The following is a 17,817-nucleotide window of genomic DNA, read 5'->3' as shown; positions in this document are numbered from 1 at the left end:
TATGTTAAATATACATATTTCAATAGGGAATGAAAGAATACTACAGAGAAGGAGTACATTCAATGGAAATAAAAAAAGATTCAATCATTTATCCATTACCATCGGATAATTTACTAGCTGAAAAGGAAGCGTTTTGGAGAGTGAAATTACCTCCAGACTATAAACAAATGATAAAAAGAAATAACGGGGCTTCTCCAGAAGCAAAAGCTTTTAAAGTGAAGAGTCATAGCTATGTATTAATAAGGTTTTTATGTATTCTTGAAGCCCCAGAGAACAATGAAGCTGGTACGTTTGATATTGATGTAACATGGACTCAATTAGAGGATCGGCTTACAGATGATGGAGCTTTATTGGGAGTAGCTTTATTACCAATCGCGACTTTATTTGCAGGAGATTTTGTGTGTTTAGATTATAGAAATTCAAGAGATAACCCTAGCGTTTGTGTATGGGATCATGAAAATTCTGCTGAGCTTGAGCCGAACACGTACCCTGTTGCAGATACATTCAAAGAATTTTTAGCTATGCTTCATTAATCCGCAGCTAAAGTAGGGCATGAAAATAATTGTGGATTTTTTGAGGCTCTCATAGAAGTAGGCGTGATCAAATAGTAAATGTTGATTCAATTAATTATAAAAAGGGGATACGAATGAAGAAAATCGTAGAATTATTTCATGATATAGATTGTACGTTGTCTCCCATGATAAGTTTTTATAGCGCTTTATCAGATCAAAAATTTTTAAAAGTCTTACACTATTTTTCAGAGGAAACTGGTTATGGAAATGAGTACTACACTTGTACATTTTCAGGGGACTTAGAGCCGTGGGAAGAGGGCTATGTGGAAAACGGCATTGAATTTCTAGACGGTACGGGTGACACTGACAAAAGTGTTATCGTTGATTATGAAACGTTTTTAACTTACTTGCACAAAATCTGCCACGTATATATTGAAAATCATGCACATGATAAAGAAAAAGTGATGGCTCTTTTACATAAAATTAAACAAAATCATAGTAAGGAAGACTAGTAGGAGTACATAAAGGAGCCACGAATCGAGCCTTGCTATAGAGCATAAGCTCTCCACACTACAGCGCATCACACCAAGCAGAGAGGCGATATATTTTTGAGAGAATTCTATAAGGTAGAAAGTAGAGGGAAAACGAAAAATGGAAATAACTCAAATGACAAAAGCTATTAGAGGCGCTATAAAAGTTGGTCACTTAAATAAGGTAAGAGACTTATTTGAGAAAAATCCAGAAATGTTAACATGGATCACACCTTTTGGCACATGGCTACATGTAGCGAAAGCTCATGGTCATTTAGAAATCGTACAATACCTTATTCGTGCTGGAATAGATGTTAATGCACAAGGAGGAACTTTTTCTACCAATGCCTTAGAAAGAGCGGCTGCAAAAGGACATATAGATATTGCTAAGTATCTTATTAACCATAATATTGAAATTGATATCAGTGAACCAGATAAGAATCCGCTGTTTGCTGCTATATATAACGGTCATTTTGAAATGGTTAAACTGTTAGTTGAGAATCATATTAATATATCGATTACATACTCTGGTGAAAATATGAAAGAGATGGATGCTTATGCATTTGCGATTGAACGAGGACAAATAGAAATTGCTGAATATTTAAAGAGAAAGTTGAAATAGATAATTTACTTAGCGAAAGCAGGTGTAATGATGGTAGGCTCAAGAAACCTTATGAATAGTATATGGTTTGGTGAAAAGACCACTTTATCTCAAGCTGAAATAAAAGAACATCTATTGAAAAGCCATACAGAAAGGGACATTTTATTTAATTTAATCGAGTTATATAAAATAGGGGATTTTACTCAAAAGCCGCTATTAATTCAATTGATGAACGGGACTCAAGATGAAGCGGTTTTGAATTTGTGTATAAGGGTCTTTTTCGCTATCGCAACACATGACGACTTAAGAGATTAAAATAATCTGCGATTTTTGAGTAAAGGTACTGAAGAAACGGTTGATACGTTTGCATCCGCAGCGACAACATCACTTTCTCTTGAAGTAGTTCCGTATTTATTGGCTTTACTTGAAGACTGGAATGAAATTGACGATACGGCTATTATCATAAAGGATTCGCTTGATTTTTTCCTTGACTATGAAGCGAAAATCGGAGAAGAGGCGACTGCCGAGGAAATAGGAGACTATTATGTTGAGTATTGCAATGAGAATGATCCAGAAAGTTATTACTTTCAACAAAATGTAGCTTTTACCGGAGACTTAGCACAAAAATTAGTCCAAAGAGCGATGAGTGCAGCACATAACGAAGAACCATTAAAAATGGAGTTAATACCATCTTTATTATCCATTTTAACTGGTGAAAAAGTACCTGGAGATTACCGCACAATTATGAATGCAAGCTATTATAAAAAAATGATGGAATATATCGATAATCTTTCCATTAAAAACTGGGAAAAAGGACAAAAGTATTTTTATGGGTATAAGCTATAGAAAGCAACCTTATGTACTGTCCAAACGCAATATATTTGGCAACAAAATTAGTGAAAAAAGAAAGGGAAGAATAATTGAAAAAATTCATTAAAAATATAGGGGATAAAGTAGTCGTAGTTCAAGCAGAACACGAATTAAAAATGCAGGTTCAGAGTCTATTTCGTATCTTTGAAACGATAGAAAGAGAAAAATGGACTGACGGCTTTTCGATACAAATAGGGTGGTCGAACTTTATTGTTTCTGTGAAGAATGAAGAGTATTACATTCTTTCACCGGACTATTCAGGGAATCCCTTTGAGGATTATACAGAAGATTTAACGCTTGCTCTATGGGTGCAGTTGGAACAAGTTCACTTTTTGCGCAAGTTAAACATGAAAAATGGTGAAGGTGTCAGCTTTAGAGATAAAGTCGTGGTAGCTAAAAATATACTAGAAGTAGATAGTATTTACTTACAAAGAAGCGGCGGAGCTGAACGAGGAGATTCTGGCTGGTACATAGGGCCGGTAAATGAAGAAGATGATACAGAAGAGCTTGAGGCTTTTTATGTTTATCAATTATTAAAGATTCGTCCATCTCTTATTCAAGTTTTAGCTTTACCATATGAATATATGGTGATTTTTGAAAGAGATCAAGTGAAGGCAGTATTAAATGAAAGAGATGAAGATATTTTGAGTGGAGGAAGAAATGATACAAATTGACCCTGAAAAGCAAGTGAGAATTGAGAAATATAAGACCAAAAGCGATGAATGCTTTGAAAATAATGATTACGAAACATCTATAGATTTATTGGTACAAGCTTGGGGTGAAATTCCACAGCCTAAAGGTTTATATCCTAACACTTACATACAATATTGTACGGGATATTATTGATACATTTACAGTGATAAAGAATTACAAAAGCGCTAAGCAATGGTTAAATCATTTATATACATCGGATTTTGAAAGAATAGATGACGGAGAGCGTGAATTTTTATCAGGAACTATTTATTATGAGTTGAGCGAATTAAATGTCGCAAAAAAAATTTTTGATATTGCTAATAAAAAGTCAGAAGGAAGATCGTTCGAAGGGCAAGATGTCAAATATATAAAGCTGCTAAAAGGATCATGAAGATGAAACCTTATTATTTCAGTAGGGAGATGCTGTAATGGAAATGAACGAGCAACTTCACCAGCAAATTGTCAAGTTATGTGAAGAAGGTGATCAATTCGCTGAACTGAAACAAATGAGTGAAGCGATTGCTTCTTATCAACGAGCACTTGAATTAGTTCCAGAACCAAAGGAAAAATGGTCAGCGGCTACGTGGATTTTCGGAACTTTAGGTGATACATACTTTTTAATAAAAAACTACGAAGATGCTATACGCAGCTTGGAATATGCCTTGAAGTGTCCGGACGGAAATGAAAATCCTTTTCTGTTGTTGCGGTTAGGGGAAAGTTTTTATGAGCTTGGAGAGTTTGAAAAAGCAAAAGCGTATTTGCACAAGGCTTATCAAATTGAAGATTATAAAATCTTTTTTCAGGAAGATGATAAATACTTTAAACTTATTATAGAGTTAATTTAAATAGAGAAAAAATATAGTTTAAGTGAAGAGTAAAACCCTCAGTAGAGCAGGCTATTGAGGATTTTTGGTTTTAATGCATAGGAAGAGAGCCGTGAACCAATATGTTGAAGTAGAGTAAGACAACGAATCTAAAGTAAATATGAACAGGAGGAGAGACGCCGTATGATGGATATAGAAAAGCAATTGGAGAAGCTTTATGAAGAGATAGCAGAAACAGTTAACAATATGATTCCAGAAGACTGGGAGAAATTTTATTTTTATGCACAGGTATCAGAAGATGGAGGAGGAACGTATTTCTTTTATAATCAGCCTTGCAATAAAAAAACGTATCATTATAGCTTAGATATTACAGAAAGGTTTGCTATTTCTGAATTAGAATTCTATGAACAAGAAGATAAACTTTTGGATCTTAGTAGTAAAGTGAGAGAAGTGTTTGAAGAACATAATCAGGATTTGTGGTATTCCTTTACAATGAGCCTTGATAGAAAAGGAAAATTCTCAGTATCTTTTGATTATACAAATTGGTTTCAAACAGATTATGGTTTCTTAGAGCAGCTCAAACTTTGGAAGTACAAATATTTAAATGAAGTACCAACAGATGAAAAAGGTAAGAGTTTAATAGAGCACTATTTAAAAGAATATCCACATAATCCTATTTGAATCATTAGATGGATTTTGGAAGGAGTTTTAGAGAACTAATCGTAATTTGCCTGATACTATGAACTGATGAAGAAGTCGCATCAACAAAAATATCTTAGGAGGTTTCTATGGATAATAAGGAAAAAGCAGTTAAAACCTATGATTTCATTAAGAACGGTGATACAGAACAAGCAAAAGAGATTCTGATTGCAGATAAAAGGCTGCTTGAATTTATAACTCCTTTTGGAACGTGGCTACACGTGGCTGTTAGAGCTGGTAGCCTTGATATGATAAAGTTCCTAGTTGAATACGGGATGGATATTAACACAAATGAAGGTGTACCAAAGTCAGCGCCAATTGCACATGCAGCGAGTGTAGGTGAATTTAGCATAGTTCAGTACTTATACGATAGAGGTGCAGTATTAGATGTAAGCGATTCGAGTAGAAATCCTTTATTTTCAGCGATTTATGGTGGTCATCTTGATATTGTAAAATACCTTGTTCAGAGTGGTATTGATATTACTGTAACATATACAGGGGATACGATGAAAAATATGGATGCCTATGAATTTGCGATTGAACGAGGACAAATAGAAATTGCTGAATATTTAAAGCAGAAGGTGGACAGTAAATGGAATTAAAGCTTAATAATATTTATCAAAAGGTGGCCGATAATTTAAAGGAAATGATACAAGAAGACTGGCGAGAAATCTATTTGTATGCAGAAGTAGGAGAAGGTTCTCAAACAACGTATTTCTTTTATTATCCAAAAGGAAGCGATGAACCTATATATAGTCATGATATACCTGAACTATTTGAGGTGTCAGAACAGAGCTACTTAGTGTTATTAGATAAACAGTTAGAGTGCTTTCGTGAGTTGTTAGATGTATTTATAGAAAACAAGCAGGAGATATGGACAAGTTTAACTCTGCATTTAGATCATGATGGGGAATTTGAGATAGACTACGGGTATGAAGATATTCTTACTGTTGACCCGTATGAACAACAGGTGATTTGGGAGTATAAGTACTTAGGGATTATTTCAGAAGATGAATATGATAAAAAGATCATAAAAAAATTTCTTTCATAATCATAGAAGAGCAAAAGATATATGGAGGGAGGCATTAAGCTCATCATAGTGAGGGAATTAGTAGAGCATTTTATAAATGGTTTTAAAAGATGTAGAGAATGCGGATAGTTACATAGAAAGATTAACTTCTTTATTAAATGATGATACGAATAGGAAAACAGTGAATGATCTGCGAACAAAAGTGTTAAAAGAACTACGAGTATGACAGTGAAGTTCACTGACCACAACTATTTAAAAGTAAAAACGGTAGAAACAGCTAAATTAAGGGGGATATGATTTGGAGAAAAACAGCGTCAATAAGGCAATAAGAAATGCAATTAAACGTGGTGACATTAACTCAGTCAAAGAATTAATAGGTAGGAATAAAGAAATTCTACACACCATGACTCCATTTGGCAGCTGGTTGCATATAGCAGCAAAAAAAGGACAGATGGACATAGTAGAGTATCTAGTGCATAAAGGAATCGATGTAAATATAAAAGGTGATATATTTGATGCTTCTCCCTTACGAGTGGCAGCAGGTGAGGGGCATGTAGATATAGTACAGTACTTAATCCAATCTGGAGCAGAATTAGATGTAAGCTCAGCAAAAAGAAATCCATTATTCGCAGCAATTTACGGTGGTCATAAAGAAGTAGTTGAACATCTAGTTGATCAAGGTATAGATATTTCCGTTCAATATGCCGGAGAGAATATCGAGGATATGGATGCGTACCGATATGCTAAGGAATTTGGACAAATAGAAATTGCTGAATATTTAAAGCGAAGGCTGAATGAAAAAGTACAAAAGAGAGTGCTTAAAGATTAATTAAATCGTATATAACAGTTCACAAAGCTAATAAAAGCAAGGAGGTCCATCTCATGCTAGAACCTATATATGCTGAAAACGTAATTGTCGGAGTGGTACATAAAAAGCAGTTTCAATGGTATGTAACCGATCGAGAGCTATGGTATTTAGATTATGTAAAGTTTGCACAAGCTTTTGAAAATGAAGGTGATTTAGCCGTTGATGAATACATGGAACCTGAACGAAAAGGAATCGAGGTTCTTAGCAGTGAAAATGCTGAGCTTTTTTTAAAACGTATAGAGTCGTATAAAGCAGATGCAGCTACTCTTTTAAAGCTGTTTGAAGATAAAATAGAAAGCGTAGATGAAGAAGACGTATTAGATTTTAGCCCTTCGTTTTTGGTGGACTTTGATGAAAAAACGTTCTACTCACTGTTTCCTGAGTCGGCTTCATTTGAAGAATATATTCCAAGCGATTGGGAAGGAACGTATGAAGACTTTACAGGTTTGATTCCAGAAATAGAAAAGTATTGGATAAATAAGGACGCAGAAAATTTATTTGAGCTGTGAAAGTAAACAGAGCATGGAGGGATAACGTTGTTTCGTGTTCAAACATTCATTAAGCGTCCAGATATTTTGATTACCGATTTATCATCTCTATATGAAAAGGAATCTACCTATTTTATCGAGATATCAAATGAAGCAGAACTCATTCGTTACGGTAATCAGCTTGATTTTACTTGCCTTGAAGGAGCTATTAAGCTCGAATACTACGGTGAGCCGCTTCTTGATGCATCTGCATGGGACGTTATAGATGGGATGTGGCTTTATTTGTTGAATGCAATGGAGAGTTTAAAAGAGACCGGGTATGGAGAGATGAATTTTCCAGATCAAGCGTTAGCATTAACCTTAAAATCGGCTTCTGAACAGTTTATACTGTATACCTTGCATACATCTCCTCCCGTAAAAGCAGTGCTTCTGAAACAAGACTTTTTTATGATGGTGTTAGGAGGAGCGGAGCAGTTTTTTAAAACGATGGAGAGATGTTTTAAAGGGAACTTTCAGTATTTCAATGAAATTAAACGTATTGAAGCGTTAAAAAGGCAGTAAGGAAGACGAGGTTACTAGTAAAAGATTACAGGAACTATGGCCACATTGTGACGGCAAGTGTAATTACTCGGCGGGCGCTGCCTTTTTCGAGCTGTTGTCCGATAGTACTTGATGTTTGCACCCAATTCACTTCATCAGGATAATTTGTAATCACTCCGTCACTTTTTGTTTTCCACAAAAATGAAGCGGGAAGCCGCTTGGTTCCAGACCACGGCGATATTTTCATTCCGGCAGAATGAACTTGGTGGATGAGAGCAGGCGTTAGTATGTCATAGGACGGGTTAAAGTAAGTGGCAAAAGCGGCGAATTGCTGGATTGAATTTGGGTTTGCGTCTCGTTCTGAGGAAGTTAGTATGCCTATAGGAATGTTTGGGAGAAGCTCATGCATTTTTTTCATGGATGAAACGTTAAAAGACTGAATGATAATGTGATCGAGCTGTCGCTTGTTGATTTCAAAAGCTACTTTTTTTTCAATTCCAGGATAAAGTTCCGGCGCTTTTAACTCTATTAATATACCGATTTTTCCTTGAAATTCATCTAACACTTGTGAAAGAGTTGGAATTTTTTCATTCGCAAATGAATTGTCTTTCCAGCTTCCTGCATCCAAGCGCTGAAGCTCAGCGTACGTTAGCTCTCGAACGTGTCCGCTTCCGTTTGTTGTTCGGTCTACGGTACGGTCGTGCATAATAACGAGTACACCGTCTTTGCTTTGCTGCACGTCAAGTTCAATGTAATCCGCATTCATTTCTAGCGCTTGGTGAAAAGCAGCCATTGTATTTTCAGGTGCGTAAGCAGAGGCTCCTCGGTGCGCGATATTTGTGAGTTTTTCTTCCGTGCGTGCAAAAGCAGAAGAAGCAATCGAACAGCATAATAAGGCGACTGCGCTTAGACCAGCTAAATATTTTTTCATCACGTTTCTCTCCTATGCGTTAGTATAGAAATAGCGTAACGAAAAAATGTGATGCTGATATAGAGGAAGTGTGTAGAAAGCGTTGACATTTCGTAAAGAAAACTAGGGATTTTTTCATGGTGATGTTTACAAAAAATGCGTAAACGAATAGGGATTTTAATCAAACGTTAAGGAAACAGCGCTATAATAAAAAGGGTGAAAAAAAGAATAGGAATTTCTTAGAAAATAGTTGTATAATAGGTGAGTCAGTCAATGAAAGGAATGGAACATGGATATTCAGTACATACATACGTTTACGATGCAAACGAAAGAAGAGTGCCGGACGCTTCAGCAAAAGCTAAAAGCACAAATTGATTTAACATCACGGGTCAAAATGACGCATATACATAACTGTGCTGGTGTTGATGTTGCGTATTGGGAAGAAAACGGCATATCTTACGGAGCTTGCAGCATTGTAGTGGTTGATTATCAGACGAAAAACGTTGTAGAAAAAGTGCACAGTGTAGGAGAAGTAACCGTTCCTTATCTTCCTGGATTCCTAGCTTTTCGAGAGCTTCCTTTAATTCTTGAAGCGGCTAAAAAACTTCAAATAGAGCCCGACGTGTTTTTATTTGATGGCAACGGATATTTGCACTACGAGCACATAGGAGTAGCCACACATGCTTCGTTTTTTCTCAATACACCTACCGTTGGAATTGGGAAAAGCTATTTAAAGATCAAGGGACATGATTACGTTATGCCTGAAGATACAGAGGGCGCTTATGAAGATATTGTGATTGATGATGAAGTTTATGGTAGAGTAGTAAGGACAGCCAAAGGGATAAAGCCTATTTTTCTGTCGTGCGGAAACTATATTGATTTGGACATGTCATATCAGCTTATGATGCATTTTATTTCAAAAGAAAGTAAGCTTCCGATTCCGGTCCGCCTAGCGGATCTGCATACGCATGAGCTGCGGAAAAGGTACCGGCAGTCAGCAGGGAAGTAAGCTGTTCATAGTGAGTTCATAGTTTCCTTTTATACTGATGGTTGGAATATAGTAGTAGTGTAAAATTATTAAAGAATGAGTAAGGTGATTAAAGGTGAGTTCATTTGTTGCGAGTATATTGGATTTTTTAACGAGCCTTGGCTATTTAGGTATTGCGCTCGGCTTAATGATTGAAATCATTCCAAGTGAAATTGTACTAGCCTACGGGGGGTATATGATTTCTCAAGGTATGATTAGTTTTCCTGGAGCAGTCATTGCCGGAATTATTGGCGGGACGATTGCACAGTGGTTTTTATATTGGATTGGAGCCTACGGAGGACGTCCGTTTCTTCAAAAATACGGCAAGTACTTATTCATTCATGATAAGCATATTGATCTTGCGGAAAACTGGTTTAATAAATACGGCGCGGGCGTTGTTTTCTCCGCTCGTTTTGTCCCTGTTGTTCGACATGCAATTTCGATTCCTGCAGGTATTGCTAAAATGCCGTTTTGGAAGTTTACGTCTTTAACCGTGTTAGCGATGATTCCTTGGTCGATTTTATTTATTTACTTAGGCGGAAAGCTAGGCGAGAACTGGGCAAACATTGAAGACGTAGCAAGCAAATATACGCTTCCGTTTGTGGTTGCGGCATTTGTGATTATTGTTCTTTATTTCGTATTCAAACGCACGCGTACAAAGCGCGTATAAGATCGTTTTTGGACTAAAAGCATGGCAAAAAAGCCATGCTTTTTTTGCATGCGCAACCAGAAGCTCTTTTATTTGCTCATGACTTCTTCAAGTGCTATTATTTTTCATACGCACTAAAAAAGGAGACGATTTAACGTGGTACAAGAAATTGTATTAAATGATATGCCTATTCAAATTTACAGCTATGAACAAGAAATTGTAAAAGGCAAAACAAAAGTTTCAGTTGATTTTAAAGTAACAAGTGAGGAATATCATGATATTACTACACTTTTATATAAAGGTACTTTTCATGTAAATGTCCCGGAAGAAGATCTGGATTTTCAAGGAACGATTCATCAGTACTCTACGTCTTTTACCAATTTATATGAAAAAGGCCAGGTAGGGGATTTTTCATTAAGTTTAATTGAAGTGAACGAATAAGGAGCAGATGCGTGATGAAAGTAAGTATACTCGACCAATCGCCCGTTTCATCCCATCAGACCCCAGCGGAAGCGTTAGAAGCATCGATGCAGCTGGCCAAAGCGGGTGACAAGCTTGGCTATGAGCGCTACTGGATTGCAGAGCATCATGATTTGTCTGGACTTGCCTGTTCGGCTCCTGAAGTGATGCTTGGCTATATCGGCGCACAGACTAATAGAATTCGAATTGGATCGGGAGCGGTGCTGCTGCCTCACTACAAGCCGTATAAAGTAGCTGAAACGTATAACATGCTCGCAACGCTGTTTCCAGGGCGCGTTGATTTAGGGATTGGGCGCGCGCCGGGTGGATCAGCTGAAGCAACAAATGCGCTGTCGGATAATTTTTTGCAGCAAGTATTTAAAATGCCTGAACTTGTTAAAGAGCTTCTGCAGTTTTTAGACGATAAGTTTCCGGCTGAACATGAATACGCAAAGCTTTCAGCTTCGCCGCTTCCGCCTGTCACTCCCGAACCGTGGCTGCTTGGCACAAGTAAAAAAAGTGCCGAGCTTGCCGCTAGGAACGGAATGGCCTATACGTTCGGCCAGTTTATGAGTGAACAAGACGGTTCAGCTATTATTGATCAGTACAAACAGGCATTTCAGCCGAGACGAAACGGAGATCAGCCCTATGCGATTGTCACTGTATCGGTCATTTGCGCTGAAACAGCCGAGCAAGCCCATCGCATCGCAACGAGCTCACTTCTATGGAAAATTCAGCAGGATAAAATGGAAGCAAAAGGTGTGCCTTCTATTGAAGAAGCGGCCAGCTATCCGCTTACAGAAGAAGAAGAGAAAAAAATGAAGAAAATGAAAGAAGCCATGATTATCGGAGACCCGGAAGAAGTACACGTCCGTCTTCAAGAAGTTCAAGCACGCTACGGAGCGGATGAACTCATGCTTGTCACCATTACGCACGATCCGGCTGACCGATTAAAATCGTATGAGCTTGTAGCAGAGAAATGTAAAAAATAAGAGCCTTGATTAGGCTCTTATTTTTTGTATCCGTAATAGCGTTCATATAAGTGCTGAAATGCTTCTATAGCACGTAAAAAAGAAGCGGCGTCTTGGCGGTCCTCTATTAACCAGCACGTGGCTAGTACAGAATGAGCGTATCCCCACAGTAAGATGCGTTTTTTACTTACGTTCAGTTCTTGTACAAATATATTGATTCGATGGTCAATTGTCTCTGCCACGTTTGTCTTAGGCAGATGATTTAAAAGAAAAGGGATGATTTCGTACTCTTTTTCTCCAATTAACCCTTTTGGATCAATTATTTTCCACGCTTCACCAGACTGTAAGATGTTATCATGATGCAAGTCGCCGTGAAGCAGAAAAAGCTGCTGAGAAGTGCGGTTTAATTCAGAGAAAACGGATAGTGCGTGTTGAAGCGTTTCAGAAGAAAGAAAATCAATACCGCTTGGATACATTTGTGTATACTCTCGAAGCTGTTTCTCTCTTTTAACGGCTGTTTCGATAGTGGAGTCCGAGTGAGGCACGCGCCACAGAGATTTCATAAGCCTAGCAGCGATTAACGTAGCTTCTTCTTTAGTTGATAAAGAGGAAAGCGGGCATCCGGGAGATAGCTTTTCAAGCAGTAAAATGCCTTTTTCAGCATCGCTGTCCACGACCTTTACCGTGTTCTCACCAGCTAGTGCTGTCAGTGCTTCTTGCTCATGAAGCAGCTCTGAAGGCTCTACAAAGAGTTTGGCAACTAGTTCGCTTCCATCTGCTTTGCGCGCAGGGGCAACAAAGTGATAAGAAAGAGGGAAGTGACTGTGAATGTTGATAAGCCAGCGCTCTTCACAGTAGTGAATAAGCTGAGGAAAGTCAGTTAGCCATTTTTGACCTTTATAAGAGTGAAGGTGAGTAATCGTATCACAAAATGTTTGAGGCAGCGTATACATGCGTCTGTCTCCTTTGTTGTTTCCAATTTTTTCTGATAAACTCATCATATACAGTCTACATAGAATCTGTAAAGAAAGAGGAGATCCTACATATGAAGAAAAAGAAGGTGAAATTCCCTTGGGCTCTCGCGGGGTTTCCGGTTTATATCATTGGGTTTTCACCTTTACTTGCTGGAAGCGCACCGGAGTGGCTAGAAACAGTGAGTAAAATCATGATTGTTCTTGGAGTCATTTTGCTTATCATTGCAGGAATTGATCTTAAAAAACGAAAAAAATCAGTACAAGCCTAAAAAACTGCCGTTTGGCAGTTTTTTTATTTGGAGAAAGGGTAACAAGATAACTAGATAAAAATGTTGAATTATTATTCTTTTTGATGTATAAATATAATATAGAAAGTAACGGTATTGAGAGGAGAATGAACGTGTCCTACGTAATAAAAAAAGAGGTTCCGCCATTTGAGCAGTTTGCTGATCTGCATGAAGCGAGCGGATTACATAAAAGTAAAAAAGGAAATTATACAAAAGAGCAGCTGTTTGAAGCCGCAGCCAACAGCTGGTTTAGAGTCGGTATTTATGACAATGAACAATTAATTGCATTTGGCCGTATGATTTCAGACGGAATTTACCAAGCGCTTATTTGCGACGTGATGGTGGATCCCACATACCAAAACAAAGGGCTTGGAAAGCAAATTATTCAAGAGCTGTTGACGAAATGTCAAGAAAGCGGAATTGAATCGATTCAGCTGTTTGCAGCAAAAGGAAAGCATCATTTTTATAAAAAATTAGGGTTTCAAGAAAGAGAAGAAGACGCGCCAGGCATGTCGCTTGTTATGTAAAAAAGCTCAGTGATCAATCATACTCACTGAGCTTTTTGTATTATGCCGTTTTTAAAACCGTATTTTTTTGGACTAAATTCCAAGCAACTTTTACTAAATAAACAACAAGCAAAACGTTCAGCATAGACGTAGCAAACATAGAAAACGGGTATGACGTGCTGTTTTGCATATTACTGTCGCCGTATAAAACAAAAAAAGTGTTCATAAAAATACTGATGCTAAATCCAAGGGATAAGTAAAGCAAGTTTTTGTCTTTTAAATAAATATAAGCCACTAAAGCAAGCGCTGCTGCTGGAAATAAGTAGCGTTCATGCATGCTTGAAGAAAACGTAAATACCCCTGAAATTTGAATAAGCGCTGCAAGAGCGGCGTATTTAAAGCTCCGTCCTTTTATATAAATAAGCCATGAAAAAACAGTTGTCGCGACAATAAAAATAAGTCCCCACGTATGATAGCTGAAAAACAGCAGCGTTGCAGAGCTGTCTTTATAGTTTGCGCCGATTAAACTAAAAAAGTTATAGGCGTTAACAGAGGCATACGGGTACTCTCCAATGGTGGATAAAAATAAATTAATAATCCACGTAGGACTTTTTCCAGCTGAAAAAGGCAATAAAATCACCCCAGCAGTGAAAGCAGCAGTGAAAGCAATGCCGAAGAAATGCTTCAGTTGCTTCAGGCGAATGAGTTCGAAAAATAAAATAGGCAGGATAATAATCGCCTGCGGCTTCATTAAGACCGCTGCTGTAAAAATAACGGCCGACGCGTAAATTCTTTTTTCCGTAATCATTACAATTGCTAGGACAATAAGCAAAGTGAAAAATGAATCGACTTGCCCCCAAAACGTTGAATTAACTAAAATGGCTGGATTAAATAAATATCCAATTGCTAACAGATAGGCAAAAGAAGATGCCAAGTATTTACGAGCTAAACGATAGAGTAAATAAGATGTGACGACATCGGCTAAAATAGGCGGAATTTTAATCAACAGCGAAAAATACTGCTGAAAATCCGGTAAACTGCCAACTTTCCCAACGATAAACAAGATATAAATATAAAACGGCGGATAATCGCTTCCGCTTTTAGCGTAGAAATTTGAAAAATGATTAGCCGCAACCGATGCCCAGTTTTTGAAAAGCGACGTATCCATATGAGAGCCTACCCACGGAATCAGTGCAATCCGGATAAATAGTCCGGTGCCGAGTAATGAACATAGAATAACGCGAGAATGCCCTATCGAATGATGCCATTTCTTTTTCTTTACTAATCCGTAAACGAAAGCTGCTGCTATAAAAAAGCCCACCGTATAAAGAGCGAGCGGCGTTTCATAGTCTTTATTAGCTCCTTGACTTCCGGCACCGTTATCCATAGATAGATTATGAAAAGGCGTTACGTGTTCTCCGGAATTGCTGGGTGAAGCAGGACCGTTTCCTGAAGGAAGACGATGATCCCTCGAATTATTATCAGGAGCAGATATACCATTCGTAATCTTTTTTAACTGATGACTTTCTTGAATCGAAAATAAATGTTCTTCTCCTTTATAGTGTGATAGTGAAACGATACTGAAAACAAATGCTAAAAGAAAAGCAGCCATTACGATAAAAGCCGTTCTTTTTTGTAGTATGTTCATATAAAATCCTCCGATGACAATGTATCGAATAAGTAGTAGTGTGTATCCATACTATAAGGGGAGTTGGTGAAAATAAAATGAAACTTCGTTAATAAAGAAAGGAAGAGAGAGCATAAAAAAACAAGGCCTTAGAAGACCTTGTTTTTTATATTGCTTATAGTACAGCATCAAACTTATTCACTTTCCACTGTGAACCAGATTTATAAAATGTAACGGTGCGTTTTACACTTCCTCCGTCAACCGTTGGAACCGTAAATTGATAAGAGCGAACATCGGCACGCTGATAAGTTAGTTTTACTTTTGCTTTGTTCCACTCTAGCATGCTGAATCCGTCACCGACAGGACGAGCAAGCTTTCCGTTATATGTGATGTAGCGATAATTTGTTAATCCTTTTTGAATAGCACTGTTTGTAAAAGTTTCAGATAAGTAGCTTACTAGTTTGCTTTTGGTATTAAAATCTTGACAAAGATATGAGTACTGAGTGCCTTTATAATTAAATGTTTTTTGAGTACATAAATTACCTTTAGATCCATGAAGTGCATTCCAGAAATGGTTGCTTGCGTTTGCTGCAATTTTTACCGCATTAGTCGTTGATAGATTTTGTGATGCTGCTTGAGCTGTAACTCCTGTGCTTAGTGAAAAGAAAAGAGCAAGTGATGCTAAGATTATTCCAATTTTTTTCATTTCCATTTCCCTCCTACTCATTCATTGAAATATATGTAACATTCATGCTGTTAATATTACAATTGTTACATTTATATTACAATACTTCTTTAAAGAAATAAAGAGTATTTCTTATATATGTTTGAATTATTCCCGTATTTTCTTAAATAAAACGTAGAATTAAAAGAAAACATATAAACAGTATGTCAATTATGTGTCACATATTTCGTCGCTTTACAAGTTCGTATATAATAGGAATAAACCGACCACTATGCTGATGTAGATAAATAGGTCAGGCACAAAAGGAGAACGTAGACTAATGGGTGTTTCAGAAGTAACATCAGGAATTATTATTACCACTGCTGTAATTGCTATTGTGATTATTACAGTCGGTGTTTTGGCTACAATGATTGCGATTGCGAAGAAAGCAAATAAAAAGTAAGTATGTAGAGGAGAGTTAGTATAGTAACTAATTCTCTTTTTTTTGAAAAAAACCTATCGCTATTTTTATAATAAAAATGCATAAATAACGCGTGCATTATTCATAGAAAAAAGCAGGAAATTTACGTTTTGAAGCTAATAGATACATAAGGCAAACTGCGTACTTTCATTATAAAAACAATGGAAGGGGTTCTAACAGACTTCAAGTGATATCGCCTATTTTATGTCATAATGAATGATATTCATTAACACCGCACCTTAGACGCACTTTATGACCAAATAATGAGGAGAGTGGTTGAGTTGCAACGACAAAAAGTAGCAGTGAATGGAGAAAGGTTAAAAAATACGCTTGAACGATTTGCCGAGTATGGACGAACACCTAATAACGGTGTAACCCGCTTAGCGCTGTCAGAAGAAGATCGCTTAGCACGAGACTATTTTTGCTCATGCTGCCGGGACCTTGGAATGGATATTAAAATTGACGATCTTGGATGTATTTATGCCACGCTTGAAGGACTAGAAGATAAGCCGCCTGTTGTGATTGGCTCACACATGGACAGCGTAAAAAAAGGCGGAAGGTTTGACGGAATCCTCGGTGTAGTTGCAGGATTAGAGTTAGTAAGAACGCTGGTTGAACATAATATTAAGCCGAAGGTGCCGATTACCATTGTTAACTTTACGAATGAAGAAGGAGCGCGTTTTGAGCCTTCTATGATGGCTTCAGGTATTTTATCGGGCAAATTTCAAAAAGACGTTATGATGAAGAAGACAGATGTTGACGGCGTGACGTTTGAGCAAGCCCTTCAATCATGCGGATATGAAGGCGATACAAGTAACCGCCTTACTGAAGCATCGGCATTTGTAGAATTACATATTGAGCAAGGGCCTATTTTAGAACGAGAAGCCAAATCAATCGGTGTAGTGGAGTGCGTGCTCGGCATGGTATGTTATGAAATTGAAGTTACCGGGGAGTCAGACCACGCCGGGACGACGCCGATGGATATGCGGAAAGATGCGCTTTTTGCAACCAATAATTTAATTGCTGAAGTTCGTCATGAGCTCGGCAGATTAGATTCAAATTTAGTCTATACAATGGGTCGTATGAATGTACTGCCTAATATTCATACCGTTATTCCAAATAAAGTTATTTTTTCGCTTGAAGCGAGACATACGGATGAAGATGTCATTGCATCTGTGGAAAAAATTATTCAATCACTGCCTAATCAAGCGGAGCTGTTAGAAGGCTGCGAAGTGCGGGTGACCAAGCTTTGGGGACGCGATACCGTATGGTTTGATAAAACCGTTTGCGATGAAGTGGAAGAATCCGTTCGTTCGCTTGGGTATTCCTACAAGCGAATGGTAAGCGGAGCTGGACATGACGCACAGTTTTTAGCTACCTATATTCCGGCGGCTATGATTTTTATTCCGAGCGTAAACGGAAAAAGTCATTGTGAAGAAGAATTTACTCCTTGGGAAGAATGCGAAAAGGGTGTAAATGTACTTTTAGAGACGGTGATTAAGTTAGCTCAGAAGTAACGGAGCAAAAGAGTAAACCTGCGGAGGTTTGCTCTTTTTTAGTGCTTAGAAAGACTGCGAATTATCGCATTGAACTTTTGGTTTATTATG

The 17,817-nt window shown here is 37.6% G+C and carries 24 protein-coding genes and 1 pseudogene; 21 read left to right on the top strand and 4 right to left on the bottom strand.

Going from position 1 to position 17,817, the window contains the following annotated elements; genetic code table 11:
• The first annotated feature begins 62 nt into the window (after window positions 1–62).
• The 13 genes and pseudogenes from SB717_RS14400 (at window position 63) to SB717_RS14340 (ending at window position 7,676) form a co-directional block, all read left to right on the top strand.
• Window positions 63–533 carry an SMI1/KNR4 family protein gene (locus SB717_RS14400; RefSeq protein ID WP_410904012.1) on the top strand — a complete coding sequence of 157 codons (471 nt, stop codon included), beginning with the start codon at window positions 63–65 and terminating at the stop codon, window positions 531–533.
• A 113-nt stretch (window positions 534–646) separates the two neighbouring features.
• Complete coding sequence (gene cdiI / locus SB717_RS14395) at window positions 647–1,024, top strand: ribonuclease toxin immunity protein CdiI (RefSeq protein ID WP_410904011.1); 378 nt, start codon at window positions 647–649, stop codon at window positions 1,022–1,024.
• Window positions 1,025–1,163: 139 nt separating this feature from the next.
• Entirely contained in the window at window positions 1,164–1,664 is a 501-nt protein-coding gene (locus SB717_RS14390; protein WP_410904010.1) for an ankyrin repeat domain-containing protein, read from the top strand.
• A gap of 30 nt (window positions 1,665–1,694) precedes the next feature.
• Window positions 1,695–2,489 (top strand): annotated as a pseudogene (gene imm47 / locus SB717_RS14385) (Imm47 family immunity protein).
• A 74-nt stretch (window positions 2,490–2,563) separates the two neighbouring features.
• Window positions 2,564–3,187, top strand: coding sequence for an immunity protein Imm33 domain-containing protein (locus SB717_RS14380; protein ID WP_034269076.1), 624 nt, complete (start codon window positions 2,564–2,566; stop codon window positions 3,185–3,187).
• Window positions 3,174–3,359 carry a hypothetical protein gene (locus SB717_RS14375; protein ID WP_410904009.1) on the top strand — a complete coding sequence of 62 codons (186 nt, stop codon included), beginning with the start codon at window positions 3,174–3,176 and terminating at the stop codon, window positions 3,357–3,359. Before SB717_RS14380 ends, SB717_RS14375 begins: the two co-directional genes overlap by 14 nt.
• Before the next feature lie 275 nt (window positions 3,360–3,634).
• Window positions 3,635–4,051 (top strand): tetratricopeptide repeat protein, encoded by a 417-nt coding sequence (locus SB717_RS14370; RefSeq protein WP_337134374.1) that lies wholly within the window; start codon window positions 3,635–3,637, stop codon window positions 4,049–4,051.
• 171 nt (window positions 4,052–4,222) lie between these two features.
• The gene (locus SB717_RS14365; RefSeq protein ID WP_098600105.1) at window positions 4,223–4,711 is read left to right on the top strand and encodes an immunity protein YezG family protein; all 489 of its coding nucleotides are present in this window, start codon (window positions 4,223–4,225) and stop codon (window positions 4,709–4,711) included.
• Window positions 4,712–4,818: 107 nt separating this feature from the next.
• Window positions 4,819–5,331 (top strand): ankyrin repeat domain-containing protein, encoded by a 513-nt coding sequence (locus tag SB717_RS14360; RefSeq protein ID WP_410904008.1) that lies wholly within the window; start codon window positions 4,819–4,821, stop codon window positions 5,329–5,331.
• Entirely contained in the window at window positions 5,322–5,780 is a 459-nt protein-coding gene (locus tag SB717_RS14355; protein WP_251465928.1) for an antitoxin YezG family protein, read from the top strand. The genes SB717_RS14360 and SB717_RS14355 overlap by 10 nt, the downstream gene beginning before the upstream one ends.
• Before the next feature lie 277 nt (window positions 5,781–6,057).
• Complete coding sequence (locus SB717_RS14350; RefSeq protein WP_410904007.1) at window positions 6,058–6,588, top strand: ankyrin repeat domain-containing protein; 531 nt, start codon at window positions 6,058–6,060, stop codon at window positions 6,586–6,588.
• A 53-nt stretch (window positions 6,589–6,641) separates the two neighbouring features.
• On the top strand, window positions 6,642–7,136 hold the full coding sequence (locus tag SB717_RS14345) for a hypothetical protein (RefSeq protein ID WP_410904006.1): 495 nt from the start codon (window positions 6,642–6,644) through the stop codon (window positions 7,134–7,136).
• 27 nt (window positions 7,137–7,163) lie between these two features.
• Complete coding sequence (locus SB717_RS14340) at window positions 7,164–7,676, top strand: hypothetical protein (RefSeq protein WP_410904004.1); 513 nt, start codon at window positions 7,164–7,166, stop codon at window positions 7,674–7,676.
• A gap of 34 nt (window positions 7,677–7,710) precedes the next feature.
• On the opposite strand, the gene SB717_RS14335 is transcribed toward SB717_RS14340, so the two are convergent.
• Window positions 7,711–8,586, bottom strand: a complete 876-nt coding sequence (locus tag SB717_RS14335; RefSeq protein WP_410904003.1) for a glycerophosphodiester phosphodiesterase — start codon at window positions 8,584–8,586, stop codon at window positions 7,711–7,713.
• 268 nt (window positions 8,587–8,854) lie between these two features.
• On the opposite strand from SB717_RS14335, the gene SB717_RS14330 reads away from it, so the two are divergent.
• The 4 genes from SB717_RS14330 to SB717_RS14315 all read left to right on the top strand — a co-directional run bounded on the left by SB717_RS14330 (window position 8,855) and on the right by SB717_RS14315 (window position 11,692).
• The gene (locus tag SB717_RS14330) at window positions 8,855–9,574 is read left to right on the top strand and encodes an endonuclease V (RefSeq protein WP_410904002.1); all 720 of its coding nucleotides are present in this window, start codon (window positions 8,855–8,857) and stop codon (window positions 9,572–9,574) included.
• A 94-nt stretch (window positions 9,575–9,668) separates the two neighbouring features.
• Complete coding sequence (uptA, locus tag SB717_RS14325) at window positions 9,669–10,262, top strand: undecaprenyl phosphate transporter UptA (RefSeq protein WP_013057365.1); 594 nt, start codon at window positions 9,669–9,671, stop codon at window positions 10,260–10,262.
• Window positions 10,263–10,397: 135 nt separating this feature from the next.
• Window positions 10,398–10,682 (top strand): DUF3219 family protein, encoded by a 285-nt coding sequence (locus tag SB717_RS14320; protein WP_063247850.1) that lies wholly within the window; start codon window positions 10,398–10,400, stop codon window positions 10,680–10,682.
• Between the two features lie 14 nt (window positions 10,683–10,696).
• On the top strand, window positions 10,697–11,692 hold the full coding sequence (locus SB717_RS14315; protein ID WP_410904001.1) for an LLM class flavin-dependent oxidoreductase: 996 nt from the start codon (window positions 10,697–10,699) through the stop codon (window positions 11,690–11,692).
• Window positions 11,693–11,709: 17 nt separating this feature from the next.
• Here SB717_RS14315 and SB717_RS14310 read toward each other — a convergent pair whose 3' ends face one another.
• Window positions 11,710–12,672 (bottom strand): aminoglycoside phosphotransferase family protein, encoded by a 963-nt coding sequence (locus tag SB717_RS14310; protein ID WP_410904000.1) that lies wholly within the window; start codon window positions 12,670–12,672, stop codon window positions 11,710–11,712.
• A gap of 44 nt (window positions 12,673–12,716) precedes the next feature.
• Here SB717_RS14310 and SB717_RS14305 point away from each other — a divergent pair, with 44 nt between their 5' ends.
• Both SB717_RS14305 and SB717_RS14300 read left to right on the top strand, forming a co-directional pair.
• A complete protein-coding gene (locus SB717_RS14305) occupies window positions 12,717–12,914 on the top strand; it encodes a hypothetical protein (RefSeq protein ID WP_410903998.1) in 198 nt (65 codons plus the stop codon).
• Between the two features lie 131 nt (window positions 12,915–13,045).
• Window positions 13,046–13,459 (top strand): GNAT family N-acetyltransferase, encoded by a 414-nt coding sequence (locus SB717_RS14300; protein ID WP_071273915.1) that lies wholly within the window; start codon window positions 13,046–13,048, stop codon window positions 13,457–13,459.
• 40 nt (window positions 13,460–13,499) lie between these two features.
• Here the strand turns inward: SB717_RS14300 and SB717_RS14295 are convergent, their stop codons facing one another.
• Window positions 13,500–15,086, bottom strand: coding sequence for an MptA/MptB family glycosyltransferase (locus tag SB717_RS14295; RefSeq protein WP_410903997.1), 1,587 nt, complete (start codon window positions 15,084–15,086; stop codon window positions 13,500–13,502).
• Between the two features lie 154 nt (window positions 15,087–15,240).
• Window positions 15,241–15,777, bottom strand: a complete 537-nt coding sequence (locus tag SB717_RS14290) for an IseA DL-endopeptidase inhibitor family protein (protein ID WP_013057358.1) — start codon at window positions 15,775–15,777, stop codon at window positions 15,241–15,243.
• 292 nt (window positions 15,778–16,069) lie between these two features.
• Between SB717_RS14290 and SB717_RS14285 the strand changes: the two genes are divergently transcribed.
• Together SB717_RS14285 and SB717_RS14280 are read left to right on the top strand one after the other, a co-directional pair.
• The gene (locus SB717_RS14285; RefSeq protein ID WP_013057357.1) at window positions 16,070–16,192 is read left to right on the top strand and encodes a hypothetical protein; all 123 of its coding nucleotides are present in this window, start codon (window positions 16,070–16,072) and stop codon (window positions 16,190–16,192) included.
• Between the two features lie 299 nt (window positions 16,193–16,491).
• Entirely contained in the window at window positions 16,492–17,727 is a 1,236-nt protein-coding gene (locus SB717_RS14280) for a Zn-dependent hydrolase (RefSeq protein WP_410903996.1), read from the top strand.
• Window positions 17,728–17,817: the final 90 nt, after the last annotated feature.

The sequence above is a fragment of the Priestia sp. SIMBA_032 genome, from assembly GCF_046535215.1.
GTDB classification, from domain to species: Bacteria; Bacillota; Bacilli; order Bacillales; family Bacillaceae_H; genus Priestia; species Priestia aryabhattai.
The sequence above is the reverse complement of the archived record's forward strand: the minus strand, read 5'-3'. Positions and strand labels throughout refer to the sequence as shown.